Genomic DNA, 14128 nt, shown 5'->3' with positions numbered 1-14128 from the left:
CTCGGGCTCGGGGGCGGGCGCCCCGGCCAGCCGGCGGTGCACCACCTCGGCGACCACCCGTCCGCCGGCCGCCCCCCGCGGACCTCAGGCCAGCAGCTTGTCCTTGGCCTTCTGGTACTCCTCCTCGGAGATGGACCCGGAGGCCTTGAGGTCGGCCAGCTTGGCCAGGCCCTCGACATGGCTGGGACCGGGCGGCGCCGCCCCGGGCTCGGCCCCGGGCGTGGTCGCCGCCGCGTCCCGGATGTAGGCCTTGAAGGCGGCGTCCGCCTTCTGGGCCTGGGCGATGTCGCGTTCACCCATGCCCTTGCCGCGCGCGATGACGTAGACCAGCACACCGATCAGCGGCAGCAGGATCACCAGGAGCATCCAGCCGGCCTTGGCCCAGCCGCCCATGTCGTGGCTGCGGAAGATGTCCGTGATGATCTTGAAGAGCAGGAAGAACCAGAGGATCCAGAGGAACAGCTCCAGCATCGTCCAGAAGATGTTGAGCAGCGGGTAGTTGTCCATGACGGCTCCCGTCGGTGCGGGCCCGAGACGGACCCGAGTCCCTTCGAGTCATATCACCGGATATCGGACACCGGGGCCCGCTGCTGCGCCATTCCGGTGGTCTTCGGGGAGCAGGGGAACAGCGGCGGCTCAGGGGAACAGTGGCGGCTCAGCGCGGACGCGACCGCAGCTCCAGGGCCAGGCCGATCAGCTCGCCCCACCACGCCTCGTGGCCGCGCAGCAGCAGTTCCCGCGCCTCGGCCGGGTCCGCCGCGCGGACCTCGACCACCTGCTCGCCGTCGTCCGGGTTGGTCGGGACGGAGTCCACGGTGACCTCGGCCCAGCCCCAGAGCCAGGCCTTCTCCGGGTGCGGCTGCCACGGCCGGTAGGGCACCGGGTCGTCGGTCACGCAGCGGTGGGCGCCCAGCCAGACCGGCTCGCCGAGCAGCCGCGCGCCGGCCTCCTCGCGCAGCTCGCGCACCAGGCAGGAGGCCACCGACTCGCCGTGCTCGCGGGTGCCGCCGGGCAGGAACCAGTGGTCGCGCTCGTCGCGGCAGAGCACCACCCGGTCGTCGGCGGTGAAGCCCACCAGGTGGATGTTGGTGACCAGCTCGTCCGGCGGCAGGACGGTGGAGAACTGCGCGTCGTAGCGGCCCCAGGCCCAGTACTGGGGGGCGTGCAGGGCGGGGAAGAGCGCGGCCAGCTCGGCGGCCCGGCCGGCCTCGGCGGGGCGGGGCGGTCTGGGGATCAGCGGGGCCCCGGCACCGTCCGGTGGCGTGGCGGTGCCCGTGGTGCCGGTGCCGCCGGTGGGGCCGCCGGGCCCGGAGGTGTCGGCGGTGCCGGAGGTGTGGGTGGCATCCGTGGTATCGGTCATTCGGTGATCGTAGTCCCGGCCGGATGCGGCACGGGGCCCGTCCGGTGAGCGAGCGTCAGCTCCGTGGCGTCGAGAGCGCGCGACCGGCGCGGGACCACCGCTTCCAGCGGCCTTCCGGCCCAACTGCCCAGCGAGATCTCGGCGGTGATCCCCGGGCCGAAGCCCGCGATCAGCCCCTGGGTGCCGTCCTCGACCCCGCCCTCCTCGAACATCCGGGCCAGCGCGTCGAAGACCACGGCGCTGGCGATGTTGCCGCGTTCGGTGAGCGTGGCGCGGGAGAACCGGAACGCGACCGGCTCCAGGCCGAGGAACTGGCAGAGGTCGTCCAGGATCCGCGGGCCGCCCGCGTGCACGATGTAGAAGCCGAGGCCGGAGACGTTCCAGGCGTGCTCGACGGCCAGCGCGCGCAGGGCGGGGGCGAGCATCTCCATCGTGCCCGGGACGCGCTTGTCGAGCTGGAAGTGGAAGCCGGTGTCCTTGACCCCGTAGGAGATCCAGTTCTCGGTGTCCGGCACCAGGTGCGAGCCGTTGCGCTCCAGGTGGACGCCGGTGCCGCCGCGGCCGCGCAGCACGACGGCGGCGATCGCGTCGCCGAACAGGCCGTTGGAGAGCAGCGAGCCGACCCCGATGTCGGTGGGCTGGTAGCAGAGCGAGCAGAACTCGCAGGCCACGATGAGCACGTTGGCGCCGGGATAGGCGCGGCAGAAGTCGTGCGCCCGGTTGACGGCGGCGCCGCCGGCCGCGCAGCCCAGCTGGGCGATCGGCAGCTGCCGGGTGTCGGAGCGGAAGCCCATGGAGTTGATCAGCCACGCGGTCAGCGAGGGCATCATGAAGCCGGTGCAGGACACGTAGAGGATGAGGTCGATGTCCCGGGCGGCGAGCTCGGCGTGGCCGAGGGCGCGCTCGACCACCTCGGGGACGCGGCGCTTGGCCTCCCGCTCGTAGACGGCGTTGCGAACGGTGAAGCCGGGGTGGTGCAGGGTCTCCTCGATGGGCTGGACCAGATGTCTGGTCCGTACCCCGGTGTTCTCGATCAGCCGTAGGGCGAGGCCGAGTTGCGGGTGGTCGGCGTGCAGGGTGCGGGCCAGGTCGAGGGTCTCCTCGAGCGTGATGACGTGCTCGGGCACGGCGATGGCGGGTCGGCAGAGTGTGGCCATGGGGAGGTCTCCGAGGGGCAAGTGGCCGAGGGGGCGCGGCCGGGTGCGGCGGGGGGTGGCGCGGCGCGGTCACCGGACGGTGGTCACCAGGCGACCGGCAGGGTCTGCGGGTAGCGCCAGATCGAGCCGGTCTGCCAGTCCAGCTCGGCGGGCGGTACGGCCAGCCGCAGCTTGGGGAACCGGTTCAGCAGAGTCCCGATGGCCACCTGGAGCTCCATCCGGGCCAGGTGCGAGCCGAGGCAGTGGTGGGTGCCGTAGCCGAAGGTCATGTGGGTGGGCGCGCCGCGGTCGAGGTCCAGCTCGTCGGGCCGCTCGTACACCGCCGGGTCGCGGTTGGCGGCCAGGTAGGAGACGTGCACCGGCTCGCCGGCCCTGATCAGCACGCCGCCGAGCTCGACGTCCTCGGTGGCGACCCGGGCGATGCCGACGCCCTGGCGGAACGGGATGAAGCGCAGAAGCTCCTCCAGGGCGCGCGGCAGCGTGTCCGGCTCGGCGCGCAGCTTGGCGAGCTGGTCGGGGTGGGTGAGCAGGGTGTAGGTGATGTTGGAGAGCTGGTAGGTGCTGGTGTCGTGGCCGGTGACCAGCAGGACCATGGCCATCACGGCGAGTTCGTCGTCGTCCAGCAGTTCGGCGCCGTCCCGGGCGGTGGCGAGCGCGCTGATGAGGTCCTCGCCGGGCGAGCGGCGGCGGGCGGCGGTGAGCTCGGCGAAGTAGGCGCGCAGCGCGGCCTTGGCGTCGACCTGGCCGGCGCCGCTGCCGGGGCCCATGGACATCATCGCGACGGCGTGGCCGCGGAGTTCGGCGCGGTCCCCGGCGGGGATGTCGAGCAGCTCGCAGATGGTGGTGAGCGGGAGCCGGGCGGAGAGGAAGCGGACGAGGTCGGCCGGGGCGCCGTGCTCGGTCATCTCGTCGAGGAAGCCGTCGACCACGCTCTGGGTGTGCGGGCGCAGCCGTTCCACCTGGCGGTTGGTGAAGCCCTGGGCGACCAGGCGGCGCAGCCGGTTGTGGGCCGGCGGGTCCATCAGGTTGATCGACTCGACCTGCGCGATCGGGGCGGGCGTCATCCGGGGCAGGTCGCGGCCGATTCCGGCGGCGCGGCTGAACCGGCGGTCGGTGGTGACCACCCGGACGTCCTCGTAGCGGGTGGCGAGCCAGGCCTCGCCCTCGCCGTGCGGCAGACGGATCCTGGCGATCGGCTCCTCGGTCAGCAGGCGCTTGAGCAGGGGGTCGAACTCCAGGCCGTCGGTGTGGTTGAAGGGGCAGTCCCACACGGGGGCGGAGGTAGTCACGGGCTGGTCCCAGGGGCCGGATTCTGCCGCCCGGACGAGGTTGTTCGGGCGCGGACGTGCTGATGTTGCCCCCAACGGCCCGGGAAAGCGGGGACTCGGCTGATAGTTCCCTCGATCGAGGGAGATTGACGATTGTCATGCGATATGGGGGAGTTGAGGGCGCCGTCCGCGGCCTCTTCCGGGGCGCCGCACCGGCACGCGGCGGCGCCCCGACCGGGCCTGCGGCTGACCGGGCGAGCGCGTCGGCGGGCGTGCCGCGGGGCGGCTCAGCGCGCGGTGCGCGGGCCCACGCCGTACAGGACGGTGTCGACGATCCGGGCCGCCAGCGTGTCCGGGTCGCCCTCGGCGGGCCCCGCGCCGCCGTCGCCGTGCAGGACCTCGCCGATGAGCGCGTAGTAGACCCGGCGCACCCACTCCAGGTCCGCGTCCGGGGCGATGAACCCTTCGTCCCGGATCCGGCCGAGCAGGTCCCGGCAGCGGCGGGCGATCGCCTCGTGCGTCCGCGCCGCCTGCTCGCTCTGGACGACGGCCGGCCCGAGGGCGAAGCCCCAGGCGGCCTTGACCCGCAGCACGTTGGCCGTCGCCCGGTGCAGCGCGACCAGCGGCGGGGCGGTGTCCGGGCGGCCGTCCTCGACCGCCTCGGCGAGCTTGGCGGCGGCCTCGGCGGCCAGCGCGTCCACCAGTGCCTGCCGGTTGGCGAAGCGGCGGTGGACGGTGGTCCGGGTGACCCCGGCGGCCTCGGCGATCTGCTCCATGGACGCGCCCGGGGTCTCGGCCAGGACGCGCTCGGCCGCGGCGAGGATCGCGCGGACACTGCGCTCGGCGTCGGCGCGCAACGGGCGTGCGGGCGTGCTGCTCATCGTGTGCCTCCAGCTCTGGCGTACCCGGGGAACGGTACAGCGGGGAAGCGGCTCGACGATTAAGTGGAACAAAGGTGTCGCATTTTTTCGATTATCCGATACTCTCGTGTCACAGATAGAGAGACAAGGAGCACCACCGTGCGCACCGCCACCACCGCTCTGATCACCGGCGCCTCCTCCGGCCTGGGCGCCGAGTTCGCCGCCCGACTCGCCGCGCGCGGCCACGACCTCGTCCTGGTCGCCCGCTCCGCCGACCGCCTGCACGACCTCGCCGAGCGCCTCGGCAAGGCCCACGGCGTCACCGTCCACGTCCTCGTCCAGGACCTCTCCGCCCCCGACGCCGCCCGCCGGGTGGCCGCCGAACTCGCCGACCGGGGCCTGAGCGTGGACCTGCTGGTCAACAACGCCGGCTTCGGCACCTGCGGCCGGTTCGAGACGATCGACGGGCAGCGCGACCACGAGCAGCTGATGGTCAACGTCGTCGCGCTCGTCGACCTCACCCACGCCCTGCTGCCCGGCATGCTCGCGCGCGGCCGGGGCGCGGTGGTCAACGTGGCCTCCACGGCGGGCTTCCAGCCGACCCCGTACTTCGCCGTCTACGGCTCGTCGAAGGCCTTCGTGCTCAACTTCAGCCTCGCGCTGCGCCAGGAGTACCGCCGGCGCGGCATCCGCGTCCTGGCCCTGTGCCCGGGGCCGGTGGAGACGGGGTTCTTCGACGTCATCGGCACCCGGAAGGCCGCCGTCACGGGTGCGTTCACCACCGCGGAGTCGGTGGTCCGGGCGGCGCTGCGGGCCCTGGACGCCGACCGCTCCTACGTCGTCCCCGGCCGCTCCAACGCGATCGGCGCCCACCTCGCCCCGCGCCGCCCGCGGGCCCTGGTCGCCGCGATCGCCGAGCGGATGTCGCGCGGCGTGCGGGACGCCATGGCCTGAGGCCCGCGTCCCGGGGGCTCAGCGCCAGTCGGCGGTGTCGACGGCGCTCATCACGCCGCCCGAGGCGTTGTAGAGGACGAGCATCCGGGCCGGGTCGAGCGGCCCGGCCCAGGCCAGGTAGGCACGGATGATGGCGCGGCTGCGCGCGTCCACCGCGTCCGGGTGGTCGGTGGCCAGGTAGGTGTTGACGTGGTCGTCCTGCTTCACGGCCCGGTTGAGCGCGGTGACGTGGCCCACGACGGCCGCCCGCTGCTCCTCGGTGCCGTGCTGCTCGACCCACCGGGTGAAGGCGGCGGTGCTGTCCTCGGCCCCGGGCATCGAGGGCATGACGGAGGGCGCGTGGGCGGTCGGCCGAGGAGCCGGCCCGGGCGCCGGCGCACCGCCGGTCGGCCGGAAGGCGACGGCGATCAGGAGCGCGGCCACGGTGCTCACGCCGATCGTGAGCGCACGGTGCTTCATCGGGTGCCTCCCCCGGTCGGAACGCCAAGCGACTCTAACAGTCCGCCAGTTCGGGGGTCGGTCGGGGGCGAACCCCGCCGGGGACCGGCTCCGCCGCCGCTGCCCTCCCGGGGCTCCGCGCCGGAAACGGGCCGGCGAAAAATCGCTTGACCTGGTTGCGGGTCGGCGTTGCACTGGGCCGGGCACCATGCGTCGTGGTGCCGGTGACCTGGGGAGGCGGCAGTAGCGATGGAGATTCGTTCCACGACCGAACGGGACCGCGAGGTCTTCGTCAGGACGATGCACGCGGCGTTCGGGCTCTTCCCGGGGGAGACCACCGAGGACGGGGGCGGGGCGTGGTGGTCGGCGTTCGAGCTGGACCGCGGGGTGCTCGCCGTGGCGGTGGACGGGCGGCCCGTCGGCACGGCCGGTGCGTACTCCTTCGAGCTGACCCTGCCGGGGGAGGTGATCGTCCCGGTCGCCGGGGTGACCGCCGTCGGTGTGCTGCCCTCGCACCGGCGCCGGGGCGTCCTCAGCGCCATGATGCGCCACCAGCTCGCCGAGTTGCGCGAGCGCGGGGAGTTCCTGTCGGTGCTGCTGGCCTCCGAGGCCCTGATCTACCGCAGGTTCGGCTACGGGCCGGCCACGTACACGGGGCGGCTGACGGTTCCGCGTCACCGGGCCGCCCTCGCTGAGCCCCGGGCCGGGGGCGGGGGCGGGGACACCGGCTCCGTCGAGGTGCTGCGGAGCACCGAGTGCCGGGAGGTCCTGGAGGAGGTCTACGACCGCTACCGCCGTGCCCAGCCGGGCGCGATCTCCCGGCCGCACCGCTGGTGGGCCCTGCGCGCGGGCCAGCCCCCGATCTCCCCGGCGCCGCGCTACGTCGCCGTGCACCGGGACGCCGACGGCGTCCCGGACGGCTACGCCAGTTACGCCCTCAGCGACCCCGACCCCGTGACCAGGGCGATCACCCTGACGGTGGACGAGACCATCGCCCTCGACGACACGGCGTTCACGGCCCTGGCCCGCTACGTGCTCGGCCACGACCTGATCACCGAGGCCGTCTTCAAGCACGTCCCGGCCTCGCACCCGCTGCGCTGGCAGCTGGAGGACCTCCGGGCCGGCGCGACGGGCCTGGAGATGGACTGGCTCTGGGTGCGGCTGCTGGACGTGCCGCGCGCGCTGACCGCGCGCGGCTGGTTCGCGGACGGCGAGCTCGTCCTCGACGTCGGGGACTCCTTCCTCGGCGAGCACGGCCGCTGGCTGCTGACCGTGCGGGACGGCAAGGCCGAGTGCGTCCCGACCGACCGGGACCCGGACCTGTCGCTCGACGTCAGCGACCTGGGCTCGGTCTACCTCGGCGGTACCACTCCCAGCACCCTGGTCCGCGCCGGCCACATCCGCGCCCACCACGCCGAGGCCGCCGCGCTCGCCGACGCCCTCTTCCGCACTCCCCGGCCCCCGCAATGCCTGCACTGGTTCTGACCGGCGGGCCGCCCGGTGGACGGGTGCGTCACCGGGCGGTGCCGGCTCCCGCCGCGGCCGCCGCGGCCAGGTAGGCCAGCACCAGGGGCCGCTCGTCGCCCCGTCGGGCGGCCACGGCCAGCCGGGACGGCGAGACGCCCCGGACCGGTGCGGCGACCACCTCGTCCCGGGCGACCAGCGGGGCGTTGCCGGCGGCCGGCAGCACCACCCCCTGGCCGTTGGCGGCCGCCGTCTCGGCGTCCTCCCAGGCGGCGAGCATCCCCCGGGCGTGCGGCAGCAGGGCCTCCCCGACGGTGGTCAGCCGCACCGCCCGCCGGTCGCGGTGGAACAGCGGTGCGCCGAGCTCCGCGTACAGCGCGACCAAGGCGGCGCTGGAGCAGCTGTCGGAGGGCCTCGCCGACGAGGTGGCGCCGTTCGGCATCAAGGTGCTGATCGTGGAGCCCGGCGCGTTCCGCACCAACCTCTTCGGCAAGGACGCGGCCCACTTCTCCGAGGAGCACCCGGCCTACACCGAGAAGGTCGGCGCCACCAGGAAGCTGGTCCGCGACGGCAACGGCGCCCAGCCCGGCGACCCGGCCAAGGCCGCCGCCGCCATCCGCCTGGCCCTGGACGCCGAGAACACCCCCCTGCGCCTCGCCCTCGGCGCCGACGCCACAGACGCCCTCCTCGCCCACCTCGACGCCGTCCGCGCCGAACTCACCACCTGGGAACAGACCTCCCGCGCCACGGCCTTCGACCCCCGGTGACATTCCCGGGGCGGTGGCCCGCCGTTCCACTGCCAGGTGTGAAGAGCGAGCGGGATACGACGCTTGCCTGACGCAGGGTTGCCTTGGCCCTCACCATGGGACCGGCCAAGGCAAGTGCCACCTCGCAGACAGAGCGCAGGAGGACCCATGACGCTACGGTTCGTTGCCAAGGATCCCAACAGCCCCGATGGCGAGTCGCCCACCATCTGGGTCGACGAATCCACGGCCGACCTGGTGATCCAAGGCTGGAAGGTCGACGAATCCACGGCGGCCGAGTGTCGGAGGGCCGGTAGCATTCCCGAACACGAGGCCGTCGGCCGGGGCGTGGCGATCCGTCGCGCCCGGATCGTTTCGGAGCCGGTCAGCGATTACATCCGGTACGAGTACGACGTGACGTTCCCGAACGTCGTGGCCGGCGAGCAGGTGCGCTGGCTCCCGCGCCGCCGCGCATCCGACCTGGCCCTGCCCGGGAACGACTTCTGGTTGTTCGACGACAAGCTCGTCCGGTGGGGGTACTTCTCCGGAGACGGCGACTCGCTGGGCGGCGAACTCACCGAGGATGAGGCCGCGGTGCAGCTCTGCCGCGGCGCCTTCGAGGCGGTGTGGACCCGGTCCGTTCCGCACGACGACTACCGAGTCTGAAACCGGGGGACGGGGCGGGATCCGGACGACGGTCGGCAACAGCATGTCCTACACGCCGTCCTCCAGCGTCGTCGCGGCTCGGAAAGCCCTGGCGACCCGTCTCAGCGACATCCGTGCCGATGCCGGTCTCACCAGCAGCGAGCTGTCCGAGCGCTGTGGCTGGCACAAGTCCAAGACGTCCCGCCTCCAAGCAGGGCTGTCGGCGCCGACGGAGAGTGACATCAGGGCCTGGTGCCACGCTTGTGGTGCCGCCGACCGGATCGACGAGCTGATCACTGCCTCGCGCACGGCCGAGACGATGTACATGGATTGGCGCCGGATGGAACGGGCCGGCCTGCGCCAGGCGCAGGAGGCCGTCCGTGACATCTATGAGCGCACCCGTGCCTTCCGGGTGTACGCGAGCAGGGTTGTTCCCGGCATGGTCCAGACGCGTGAGTACACCACGGCGGTCCTGCAAGCCGTTCAGCGGTCCCGCACGGTCATCGACGATGTGGTCGCAGCCGTTGACGCGAGGATGGCGAGGCAGGAGATGGTCCTCTCGGGTGGCCGGACCTTCGCACTGGAGCCGTCATCGCAGTTCCACGCCATCGCTTTCTGCCCGACCGGATCTGGGTGGAGAGGGACGACGGCGGACTCGTGCCGTGCGAGCTCCGAGACGAACCGGAGCGGTGGTGCGAGGCCGCGTACGCGAATGCCCCGGTCGTGACGCAGCTCAATGACGGGGCGGAGGCCGATGCCGAGGAGGACGCTCTGCCGTCCTCCTCGGCATCGTCGCCCGCCATGGTGGTGCGGATGCTGGAGGACCTTGACCTTCGGGAGGGTCTGAGCGTCCTGGAGATCGGTACCGGGACGGGCTGGAACGCCGCTCTGCTCGCGCACCGCGTCGGTGGCGAGAACGTCACCTCGATCGAGATCGACGCGGCCCTCGCCCGGCATGCCCGGGGGGGGCTGCACGCGGCCGGCTCGGGAGTGGAAGTCGTGTGCGGCGACGGATCGAGAGGATGGCCTGGCCGGCAGCCGTACGACCGGATCGTTGCCACCTGCGCCGTGCGACGAGTACCAGTGGCTTGGATCGAACAGACCAGACCCGGTGGTGTCATCGTCACTCCGTGGGACAGCCCGATGCTGGACTGGGGGATGCTCAGGTAGGTGGCCGGGGAGGACGCGACGGCGGAGGGACGCTTCAGCGCATACTCATCGTTCATGCTGATGCGCAAGCAGCGGACCGATCTGCGGATCTTCCGTGATGTCGTCCACGACGACCAACAGCCTGTGGAGGGGCGGACAGCGCTCTCCCCCTGGCAGGTCGGCGGTGACGACTGGGAGGCGCGCTTCGCGCTCGGCCTGCGGTTGGGGGACGTCTGGACGGCGTGGGACCACGAGCCGGAGGTCGAGGGCGTGGCATCGCGGCTCTGGGTGGCCACCACGGACGCCCGGTCCTGGGCTGCCGTGGACTCGGACGGCGCGGCGGGCGACCGGTACACCGTCTGGCAGTACGGGCCGCGTCGGCTGTGGGACGAGGTGCAGGCGGCGTACGACTGGTGGGAGGCTGCGGGATCCCCGTCGCCGGATCGGTTCGGGCTGACGATCAAGGGTCAGGAGCACCTGGTCTGGCTGGACGAGCGGGCACAGGAGGTCCGTCGGCTCCCTTGAGAAGCCGCGAATCGCGTGGACGGCCCGCCGCTCCAGGGCTGGAGCGGCGGGCCGTTCGGTGTTTCAGGCCTCGACGGTGGCGGCGAAGGTGATGAAGGCCTGCCAGCTGTCGGGGGTGAAGGTGAGGTGGGGGCCGCTCTTGTCCTTGGAGTCGCGGACGAGGATGGCGGTGGCGGTCTCGGCCACTTCTACGCACTCAACGCTTTCGTTGCTGCTGTAGCTGCTCTTGAACCACGTAAGCTCTGACATGCTTACCGCTCTCCCAGGATCTTCTCGATCAAGGCGAGTGACTCCGTCAGATCCAGAGCCTGCGCCCTGATGCTGCTGTACCGTGCGTTCATGATACGGACCTGATCGTGGTCGATGATGAGTCGGTTGACGTGCTGCACCTCTACGAAGGCGACCGGTGGCTTGTCCTTGGGCGTGATGATGCTGAACGAGCCCCCCATGCCCGCGTGGTGAGTCCGCTCGAACGGCATGACCTGGAGCTCAAGGCCTCGCATTCGGCCGACCTTGAGTAGGTGCCGCAGCTGCTTCTCGTGGATGTCCCAGCCGCCGACGGGTCGCCGAAGCACGCTCTCGTCGATGACCCAGCTCATCAGGGGGAGCGGCGTGCGGGTCAGGATCTCCTGACGCGCCATTCGGGCCGCCACCCACTTCTCGACCATCTCCTCCGGAAGCACGGGCCTGCGCATCTCGAACAGGGCCCGCGTGTGATCCTCGGTCTGCAGCAGCCCCGGAACGCCGAGCACGCTGTAGCTGTTGAGTTCGATGGCCTTGGCTTCTTCTTCGGTGAAGGCCTTCGAGAAGGCGGGGTGCCGGGTGCTGACCCGGATCTTCGCCTTCATCACGTCGTCGGCGATCGCCTTCAACAGCCCGCCGGCACCGAGCAGTTCGTCCGCCGCGTTGAGGAACTCCACGCGCGGCGTCCGCCGGCCGCGCTCGATCGCGCCGATCAGGTCCTCGCTGTACCCGAGCCTTTCGGCCATCTCGCGCTGCGTCAGTCCGGCGCGCTCGCGCAGGATCTTGATGATCTTCCCCACCGCGCTGTAGAACTCCGAGACCCCCTCGGCGTCGCCCACCGACTCGTCGTTCTCGAACACGCTTCCCGTGATCCCGCCCACCGTGAACCACCCCATTCTCGTATGACCGCGCCTTCGAGCGATTTCCCGCAACCGGCCCGACAAGCCACTGTCCGCGCGTGCACAGGCACTCTGCGTACCTGGCGATTGCGTGGTCAGCGTACGGCTGACCCTCCAGGCTTTGTCACATGAAGTCCGAATTTCCCCTCGACAACCCCACCCCGCGCGCCCACGCCGCACTCCTGACTTCCACCCCCAGGGGCGCCGCCGCCGGGCGTCGGATCGCCAGACAACAGTTCGCCACCTGGGGGGTCAACTCCCTTTCCCCGGAGGCCTATCAATCGGCGCTCCTCATCGTCGCGGAGTTGGCCGCGAACGCCTCGATCCACGGGCGCGTGCCGGGGCGCGGGTTCGAACTCGCGCTCTCACTCACCACCGTGCGCCGTTCGCGCACCTCCGTGCTCCGGATCGAGGTGTCCGACCCTCGCGGCGACCGGCAGCCCGTCCTGCCCTCCGCCGGCGGCTGCCCCGGCGAGTCGTGCTCCGGACGCGGCCTCACCCTCGTCGACGCCCTCGCCGACCGCTGGGGCACCGTCCCCCGCGAGCCCAACTCCAAGACGGTCTGGGCCGAACTCGACCTCGCCCCGGTCCATGCCGACGTCCTCTGAGCTCCCCGCCACCCCCACCACGGTCACCGTGCTGACGGTGCTCCCGATCGCCCTCCTGCTCGCCCTCGCCGCGTGGGTCTTCCCCCACCCCGCGGAGCGTCCACCCGCTGCTCCCGGTGCCACCGCGACCGCGGCCCCCTGACCCCCCCGCGCAGGAAGTCGGCCCCACCGACTTCCTGCGCTCTCACCTCGCCGCGGTCTCCGTCCTCACCCAGTCCAGGTACGCGGTGCTGCCCGCCACCACGGGGACGGCGACGACCTCCGGGGTGTCGTAGTCGTGGTGCTCGTTCACGAAGTCCGCCAGAGTGTCGGCGAGTTCGGCGCGGGTCTTGAAGTCGATCCGCCACTCGGCCGCGTCCTGGACCTCGCCGTCCCACCAGTAGACGGACTGGATCCGGTACACCTGCGCGCACGCCGCGAGCCGGGCCCGGACCACGGCCGCCGCCAGCGCCCGGGACTTCGCCTCGTCGTCATGGGTCGTGGTGATCACGAGAAGGTCGCTCTTGTTCGTCGTCATGCAGAAAGCCTAGGAGCGGCGGTAACCTACTCACTCACCCAGCGGGGGACACACCCAAAGCCATCCTGAAATCGCCTTTTCTGACGCGTGCCTGACGATCCGTCGTGTCGCGGCACGCTCTAGGGAGTACCTATGTCCCGGAGCCGCAAGCTCCACCGCCTCAGCAGCCCCGACACCGCCGAGCGCCGCGCGCAGCGCATGCTGTTCCGGCATCTGCGCGACGACACCAACGCGAACCGCGGCCGGCTGGCGCGGCGGGTGCGCGAACTCCAGCTCCTCTTGGAGATGGACCCGATCGAGTTCGAGGGGCTGATAGCCCGGCTGATGGAGTCCATGGGCATGCGGGTCGAGCTCACGGCCCGGTCGAAGGACGGCGGGGTGGACGTCCGCGGCATCGACACCGACCCGTTCCGGGGCGGGAACGTGATCGTGCAGGTCAAGCGGTACCGGGACACGGTCACGCCGTCGGCCGTCCGCGACCTCTTCGGCACGCTGCAGCACGACCGGGAGGCCACCAAGGCCGTGCTGGTCACCACCAGCAAGTTCGGGCCCAGCTCGCACCAGTTCGTGTCCGGCAAGCCGATCACCCTGATCAACGGGGCCGAGCTGGTCGGTCTGCTCAAGCACCACGGCTTCCACGAGATCTTCGCCCCCGCCTACGGGGAGATCGAGGAGGGCGCCGGTGCCGCGCAGCCGGCGATCGAGGTCGCCGCCGAGCCGGCCCGGCTCCTGCTGCACTGGACGGGGGAGGAGGAGTACGACATCGCCGCGCTCGTCTGCCAGAGCAACCGCGCCCTCTCCGACGACCACCTCGTCTTCTACAACAACGCCTCCACGCCGGACGGTTCGGTCCGTCTGGTCACGGGCTACGAGGACGCCAACGCCTGCCTGATGGTTGACTTCGAGGCTCTCCCCGCCGAGGCCGACCGGCTCGTCGTCATCGCCGCCGCCGACACCGAGAACCATCCCGGCGCCACCATGGCCGGGTTCGCCGGACCGGCGCTGATCCTGGAGGCCGGCGCCGACCAGGACGCCGCCGTCGTGCACCTGGCCGACGGCGCGGAGTCCAACATCGCGATGCGGCTCGGCCGCTTCGACCGCGACGACGCCGGGAACTGGGACTTCACCCCCGCCCTGGCCGGCTACCCGGGCGGTCTGCGGCAGGCCGTCGTCGCCTACGGCCTGGAGGTCGCGGACGAGGAGGCGGTGGCCGCGGGGGCGTAGTGCCCGGCCCGCCCGTACAGGAAGTCGGCGGGGGCCCGGTGAGTGTGGGGGGGGGCCGCGCGGACCCAGGGGTG

19 protein-coding genes and 1 pseudogene are annotated in these 14128 nt (G+C 72.0%); 10 read left to right on the top strand and 10 right to left on the bottom strand.

The annotated features are described in order from the left end of the window. Positions 1-84: 84 nt before the first annotated feature. From ABT238_RS38080 to ABT238_RS38060, 5 genes are all read right to left on the bottom strand, one after another. Complete coding sequence (locus ABT238_RS38080; RefSeq protein ID WP_350568659.1) at positions 85-507, bottom strand: SHOCT domain-containing protein; 423 nt, start codon at positions 505-507, stop codon at positions 85-87. A 148-nt stretch (positions 508-655) separates the two neighbouring features. Continuing rightward, complete coding sequence (locus ABT238_RS38075; protein ID WP_350806975.1) at positions 656-1360, bottom strand: NUDIX domain-containing protein; 705 nt, start codon at positions 1358-1360, stop codon at positions 656-658. After that, positions 1357-2517: a type III polyketide synthase gene (locus ABT238_RS38070; RefSeq protein ID WP_350568657.1), complete on the bottom strand. Its 1161-nt coding sequence runs from the start codon at positions 2515-2517 to the stop codon at positions 1357-1359. The genes ABT238_RS38075 and ABT238_RS38070 overlap by 4 nt, the downstream gene beginning before the upstream one ends. An 83-nt stretch (positions 2518-2600) precedes the next feature. Continuing rightward, positions 2601-3806: a cytochrome P450 gene (locus ABT238_RS38065; RefSeq protein ID WP_350806970.1), complete on the bottom strand. Its 1206-nt coding sequence runs from the start codon at positions 3804-3806 to the stop codon at positions 2601-2603. A gap of 266 nt (positions 3807-4072) precedes the next feature. After that, positions 4073-4666, bottom strand: coding sequence for a TetR/AcrR family transcriptional regulator (locus ABT238_RS38060; RefSeq protein WP_350568655.1), 594 nt, complete (start codon positions 4664-4666; stop codon positions 4073-4075). A gap of 138 nt (positions 4667-4804) precedes the next feature. Here ABT238_RS38060 and ABT238_RS38055 point away from each other — a divergent pair, with 138 nt between their 5' ends. Further along, positions 4805-5599, top strand: coding sequence for an SDR family NAD(P)-dependent oxidoreductase (locus tag ABT238_RS38055; RefSeq protein WP_350568653.1), 795 nt, complete (start codon positions 4805-4807; stop codon positions 5597-5599). Between the two features lie 18 nt (positions 5600-5617). On the opposite strand, the gene ABT238_RS38050 is transcribed toward ABT238_RS38055, so the two are convergent. Beyond that, on the bottom strand, positions 5618-6058 hold the full coding sequence (locus tag ABT238_RS38050) for a hypothetical protein (protein WP_350568651.1): 441 nt from the start codon (positions 6056-6058) through the stop codon (positions 5618-5620). Positions 6059-6286: 228 nt separating this feature from the next. Here ABT238_RS38050 and ABT238_RS38045 point away from each other — a divergent pair, with 228 nt between their 5' ends. Beyond that, entirely contained in the window at positions 6287-7522 is a 1236-nt protein-coding gene (locus tag ABT238_RS38045; RefSeq protein WP_350806955.1) for a GNAT family N-acetyltransferase, read from the top strand. 28 nt (positions 7523-7550) lie between these two features. Here ABT238_RS38045 and ABT238_RS38040 read toward each other — a convergent pair whose 3' ends face one another. Next, entirely contained in the window at positions 7551-7829 is a 279-nt protein-coding gene (locus ABT238_RS38040) for a hypothetical protein (protein ID WP_350806950.1), read from the bottom strand. Between the two features lie 22 nt (positions 7830-7851). Between ABT238_RS38040 and ABT238_RS38035 the strand changes: the two are divergent. The 5 genes and pseudogenes from ABT238_RS38035 to ABT238_RS38015 all read left to right on the top strand — a co-directional run. Continuing rightward, a pseudogene (locus ABT238_RS38035) lies at positions 7852-8268 on the top strand (SDR family NAD(P)-dependent oxidoreductase); the annotation flags it as partial. A gap of 147 nt (positions 8269-8415) precedes the next feature. Further along, a complete protein-coding gene (locus tag ABT238_RS38030) occupies positions 8416-8910 on the top strand; it encodes a DUF6879 family protein (protein WP_350806944.1) in 495 nt (164 codons plus the stop codon). 43 nt (positions 8911-8953) lie between these two features. Beyond that, positions 8954-9616, top strand: coding sequence for a Scr1 family TA system antitoxin-like transcriptional regulator (locus ABT238_RS38025; protein WP_350806940.1), 663 nt, complete (start codon positions 8954-8956; stop codon positions 9614-9616). Then, the gene (locus ABT238_RS38020; protein ID WP_350806936.1) at positions 9613-10059 is read left to right on the top strand and encodes a methyltransferase domain-containing protein; all 447 of its coding nucleotides are present in this window, start codon (positions 9613-9615) and stop codon (positions 10057-10059) included. Before ABT238_RS38025 ends, ABT238_RS38020 begins: the two co-directional genes overlap by 4 nt. Positions 10060-10113: 54 nt before the next feature. After that, complete coding sequence (locus ABT238_RS38015; RefSeq protein WP_350806933.1) at positions 10114-10563, top strand: hypothetical protein; 450 nt, start codon at positions 10114-10116, stop codon at positions 10561-10563. 63 nt (positions 10564-10626) lie between these two features. Here the strand turns inward: ABT238_RS38015 and ABT238_RS38010 are convergent, their stop codons facing one another. Then, positions 10627-10812, bottom strand: coding sequence for a DUF397 domain-containing protein (locus ABT238_RS38010; RefSeq protein WP_350806929.1), 186 nt, complete (start codon positions 10810-10812; stop codon positions 10627-10629). A gap of 2 nt (positions 10813-10814) precedes the next feature. Then, positions 10815-11666 carry a helix-turn-helix domain-containing protein gene (locus ABT238_RS38005; RefSeq protein ID WP_350806926.1) on the bottom strand — a complete coding sequence of 284 codons (852 nt, stop codon included), beginning with the start codon at positions 11664-11666 and terminating at the stop codon, positions 10815-10817. A gap of 167 nt (positions 11667-11833) precedes the next feature. On the opposite strand from ABT238_RS38005, the gene ABT238_RS38000 reads away from it, so the two are divergent. Both ABT238_RS38000 and ABT238_RS37995 read left to right on the top strand, forming a co-directional pair. After that, positions 11834-12313, top strand: a complete 480-nt coding sequence (locus ABT238_RS38000) for an ATP-binding protein (protein WP_350806923.1) — start codon at positions 11834-11836, stop codon at positions 12311-12313. Continuing rightward, entirely contained in the window at positions 12297-12455 is a 159-nt protein-coding gene (locus tag ABT238_RS37995) for a hypothetical protein (RefSeq protein ID WP_350568635.1), read from the top strand. The genes ABT238_RS38000 and ABT238_RS37995 overlap by 17 nt, the downstream gene beginning before the upstream one ends. 42 nt (positions 12456-12497) lie before the next feature. On the opposite strand, the gene cutA is transcribed toward ABT238_RS37995, so the two are convergent. Continuing rightward, positions 12498-12830, bottom strand: a complete 333-nt coding sequence (gene cutA, locus ABT238_RS37990) for a divalent-cation tolerance protein CutA (RefSeq protein ID WP_350806920.1) — start codon at positions 12828-12830, stop codon at positions 12498-12500. 132 nt (positions 12831-12962) lie between these two features. Between cutA and ABT238_RS37985 the strand changes: the two genes are divergently transcribed. After that, positions 12963-14054 (top strand): restriction endonuclease, encoded by a 1092-nt coding sequence (locus tag ABT238_RS37985; RefSeq protein WP_350568632.1) that lies wholly within the window; start codon positions 12963-12965, stop codon positions 14052-14054. Positions 14055-14128 lie beyond the last annotated feature (74 nt).

The sequence above is a fragment of the Kitasatospora sp. NPDC001527 genome (assembly GCF_040298605.1).
In the GTDB taxonomy this organism is placed as follows: domain Bacteria; phylum Actinomycetota; class Actinomycetes; order Streptomycetales; family Streptomycetaceae; genus Kitasatospora.
The sequence above is the reverse complement of the archived record's forward strand: the minus strand, read 5'-3'. Positions and strand labels throughout refer to the sequence as shown.

Excerpts from the sequence above, each read along its gene's own strand:
- ABT238_RS38080 (WP_350568659.1), bottom strand. The coding sequence starts at position 507 with ATGGACAACTACCCGCTGCTCAACATCTTCTGGACGATGCTGGAGCTG.
- ABT238_RS38075 (WP_350806975.1), bottom strand. The coding sequence starts at position 1,360 with ATGACCGATACCACGGATGCCACCCACACCTCCGGCACCGCCGACACC.
- ABT238_RS38070 (WP_350568657.1), bottom strand. The coding sequence starts at position 2,517 with ATGGCCACACTCTGCCGACCCGCCATCGCCGTGCCCGAGCACGTCATC.
- ABT238_RS38060 (WP_350568655.1), bottom strand. The coding sequence starts at position 4,666 with ATGAGCAGCACGCCCGCACGCCCGTTGCGCGCCGACGCCGAGCGCAGT.
- ABT238_RS38050 (WP_350568651.1), bottom strand. The coding sequence starts at position 6,058 with ATGAAGCACCGTGCGCTCACGATCGGCGTGAGCACCGTGGCCGCGCTC.
- ABT238_RS38045 (WP_350806955.1), top strand. The coding sequence starts at position 6,287 with ATGGAGATTCGTTCCACGACCGAACGGGACCGCGAGGTCTTCGTCAGG.
- ABT238_RS38030 (WP_350806944.1), top strand. The coding sequence starts at position 8,416 with ATGACGCTACGGTTCGTTGCCAAGGATCCCAACAGCCCCGATGGCGAG.
- ABT238_RS38025 (WP_350806940.1), top strand. The coding sequence starts at position 8,954 with ATGTCCTACACGCCGTCCTCCAGCGTCGTCGCGGCTCGGAAAGCCCTG.
- ABT238_RS38015 (WP_350806933.1), top strand. The coding sequence starts at position 10,114 with ATGCTGATGCGCAAGCAGCGGACCGATCTGCGGATCTTCCGTGATGTC.
- ABT238_RS38010 (WP_350806929.1), bottom strand. The coding sequence starts at position 10,812 with ATGTCAGAGCTTACGTGGTTCAAGAGCAGCTACAGCAGCAACGAAAGC.
- ABT238_RS38000 (WP_350806923.1), top strand. The coding sequence starts at position 11,834 with ATGAAGTCCGAATTTCCCCTCGACAACCCCACCCCGCGCGCCCACGCC.
- ABT238_RS37995 (WP_350568635.1), top strand. The coding sequence starts at position 12,297 with ATGCCGACGTCCTCTGAGCTCCCCGCCACCCCCACCACGGTCACCGTG.
- cutA (WP_350806920.1), bottom strand. The coding sequence starts at position 12,830 with ATGACGACGAACAAGAGCGACCTTCTCGTGATCACCACGACCCATGAC.
- ABT238_RS37985 (WP_350568632.1), top strand. The coding sequence starts at position 12,963 with ATGTCCCGGAGCCGCAAGCTCCACCGCCTCAGCAGCCCCGACACCGCC.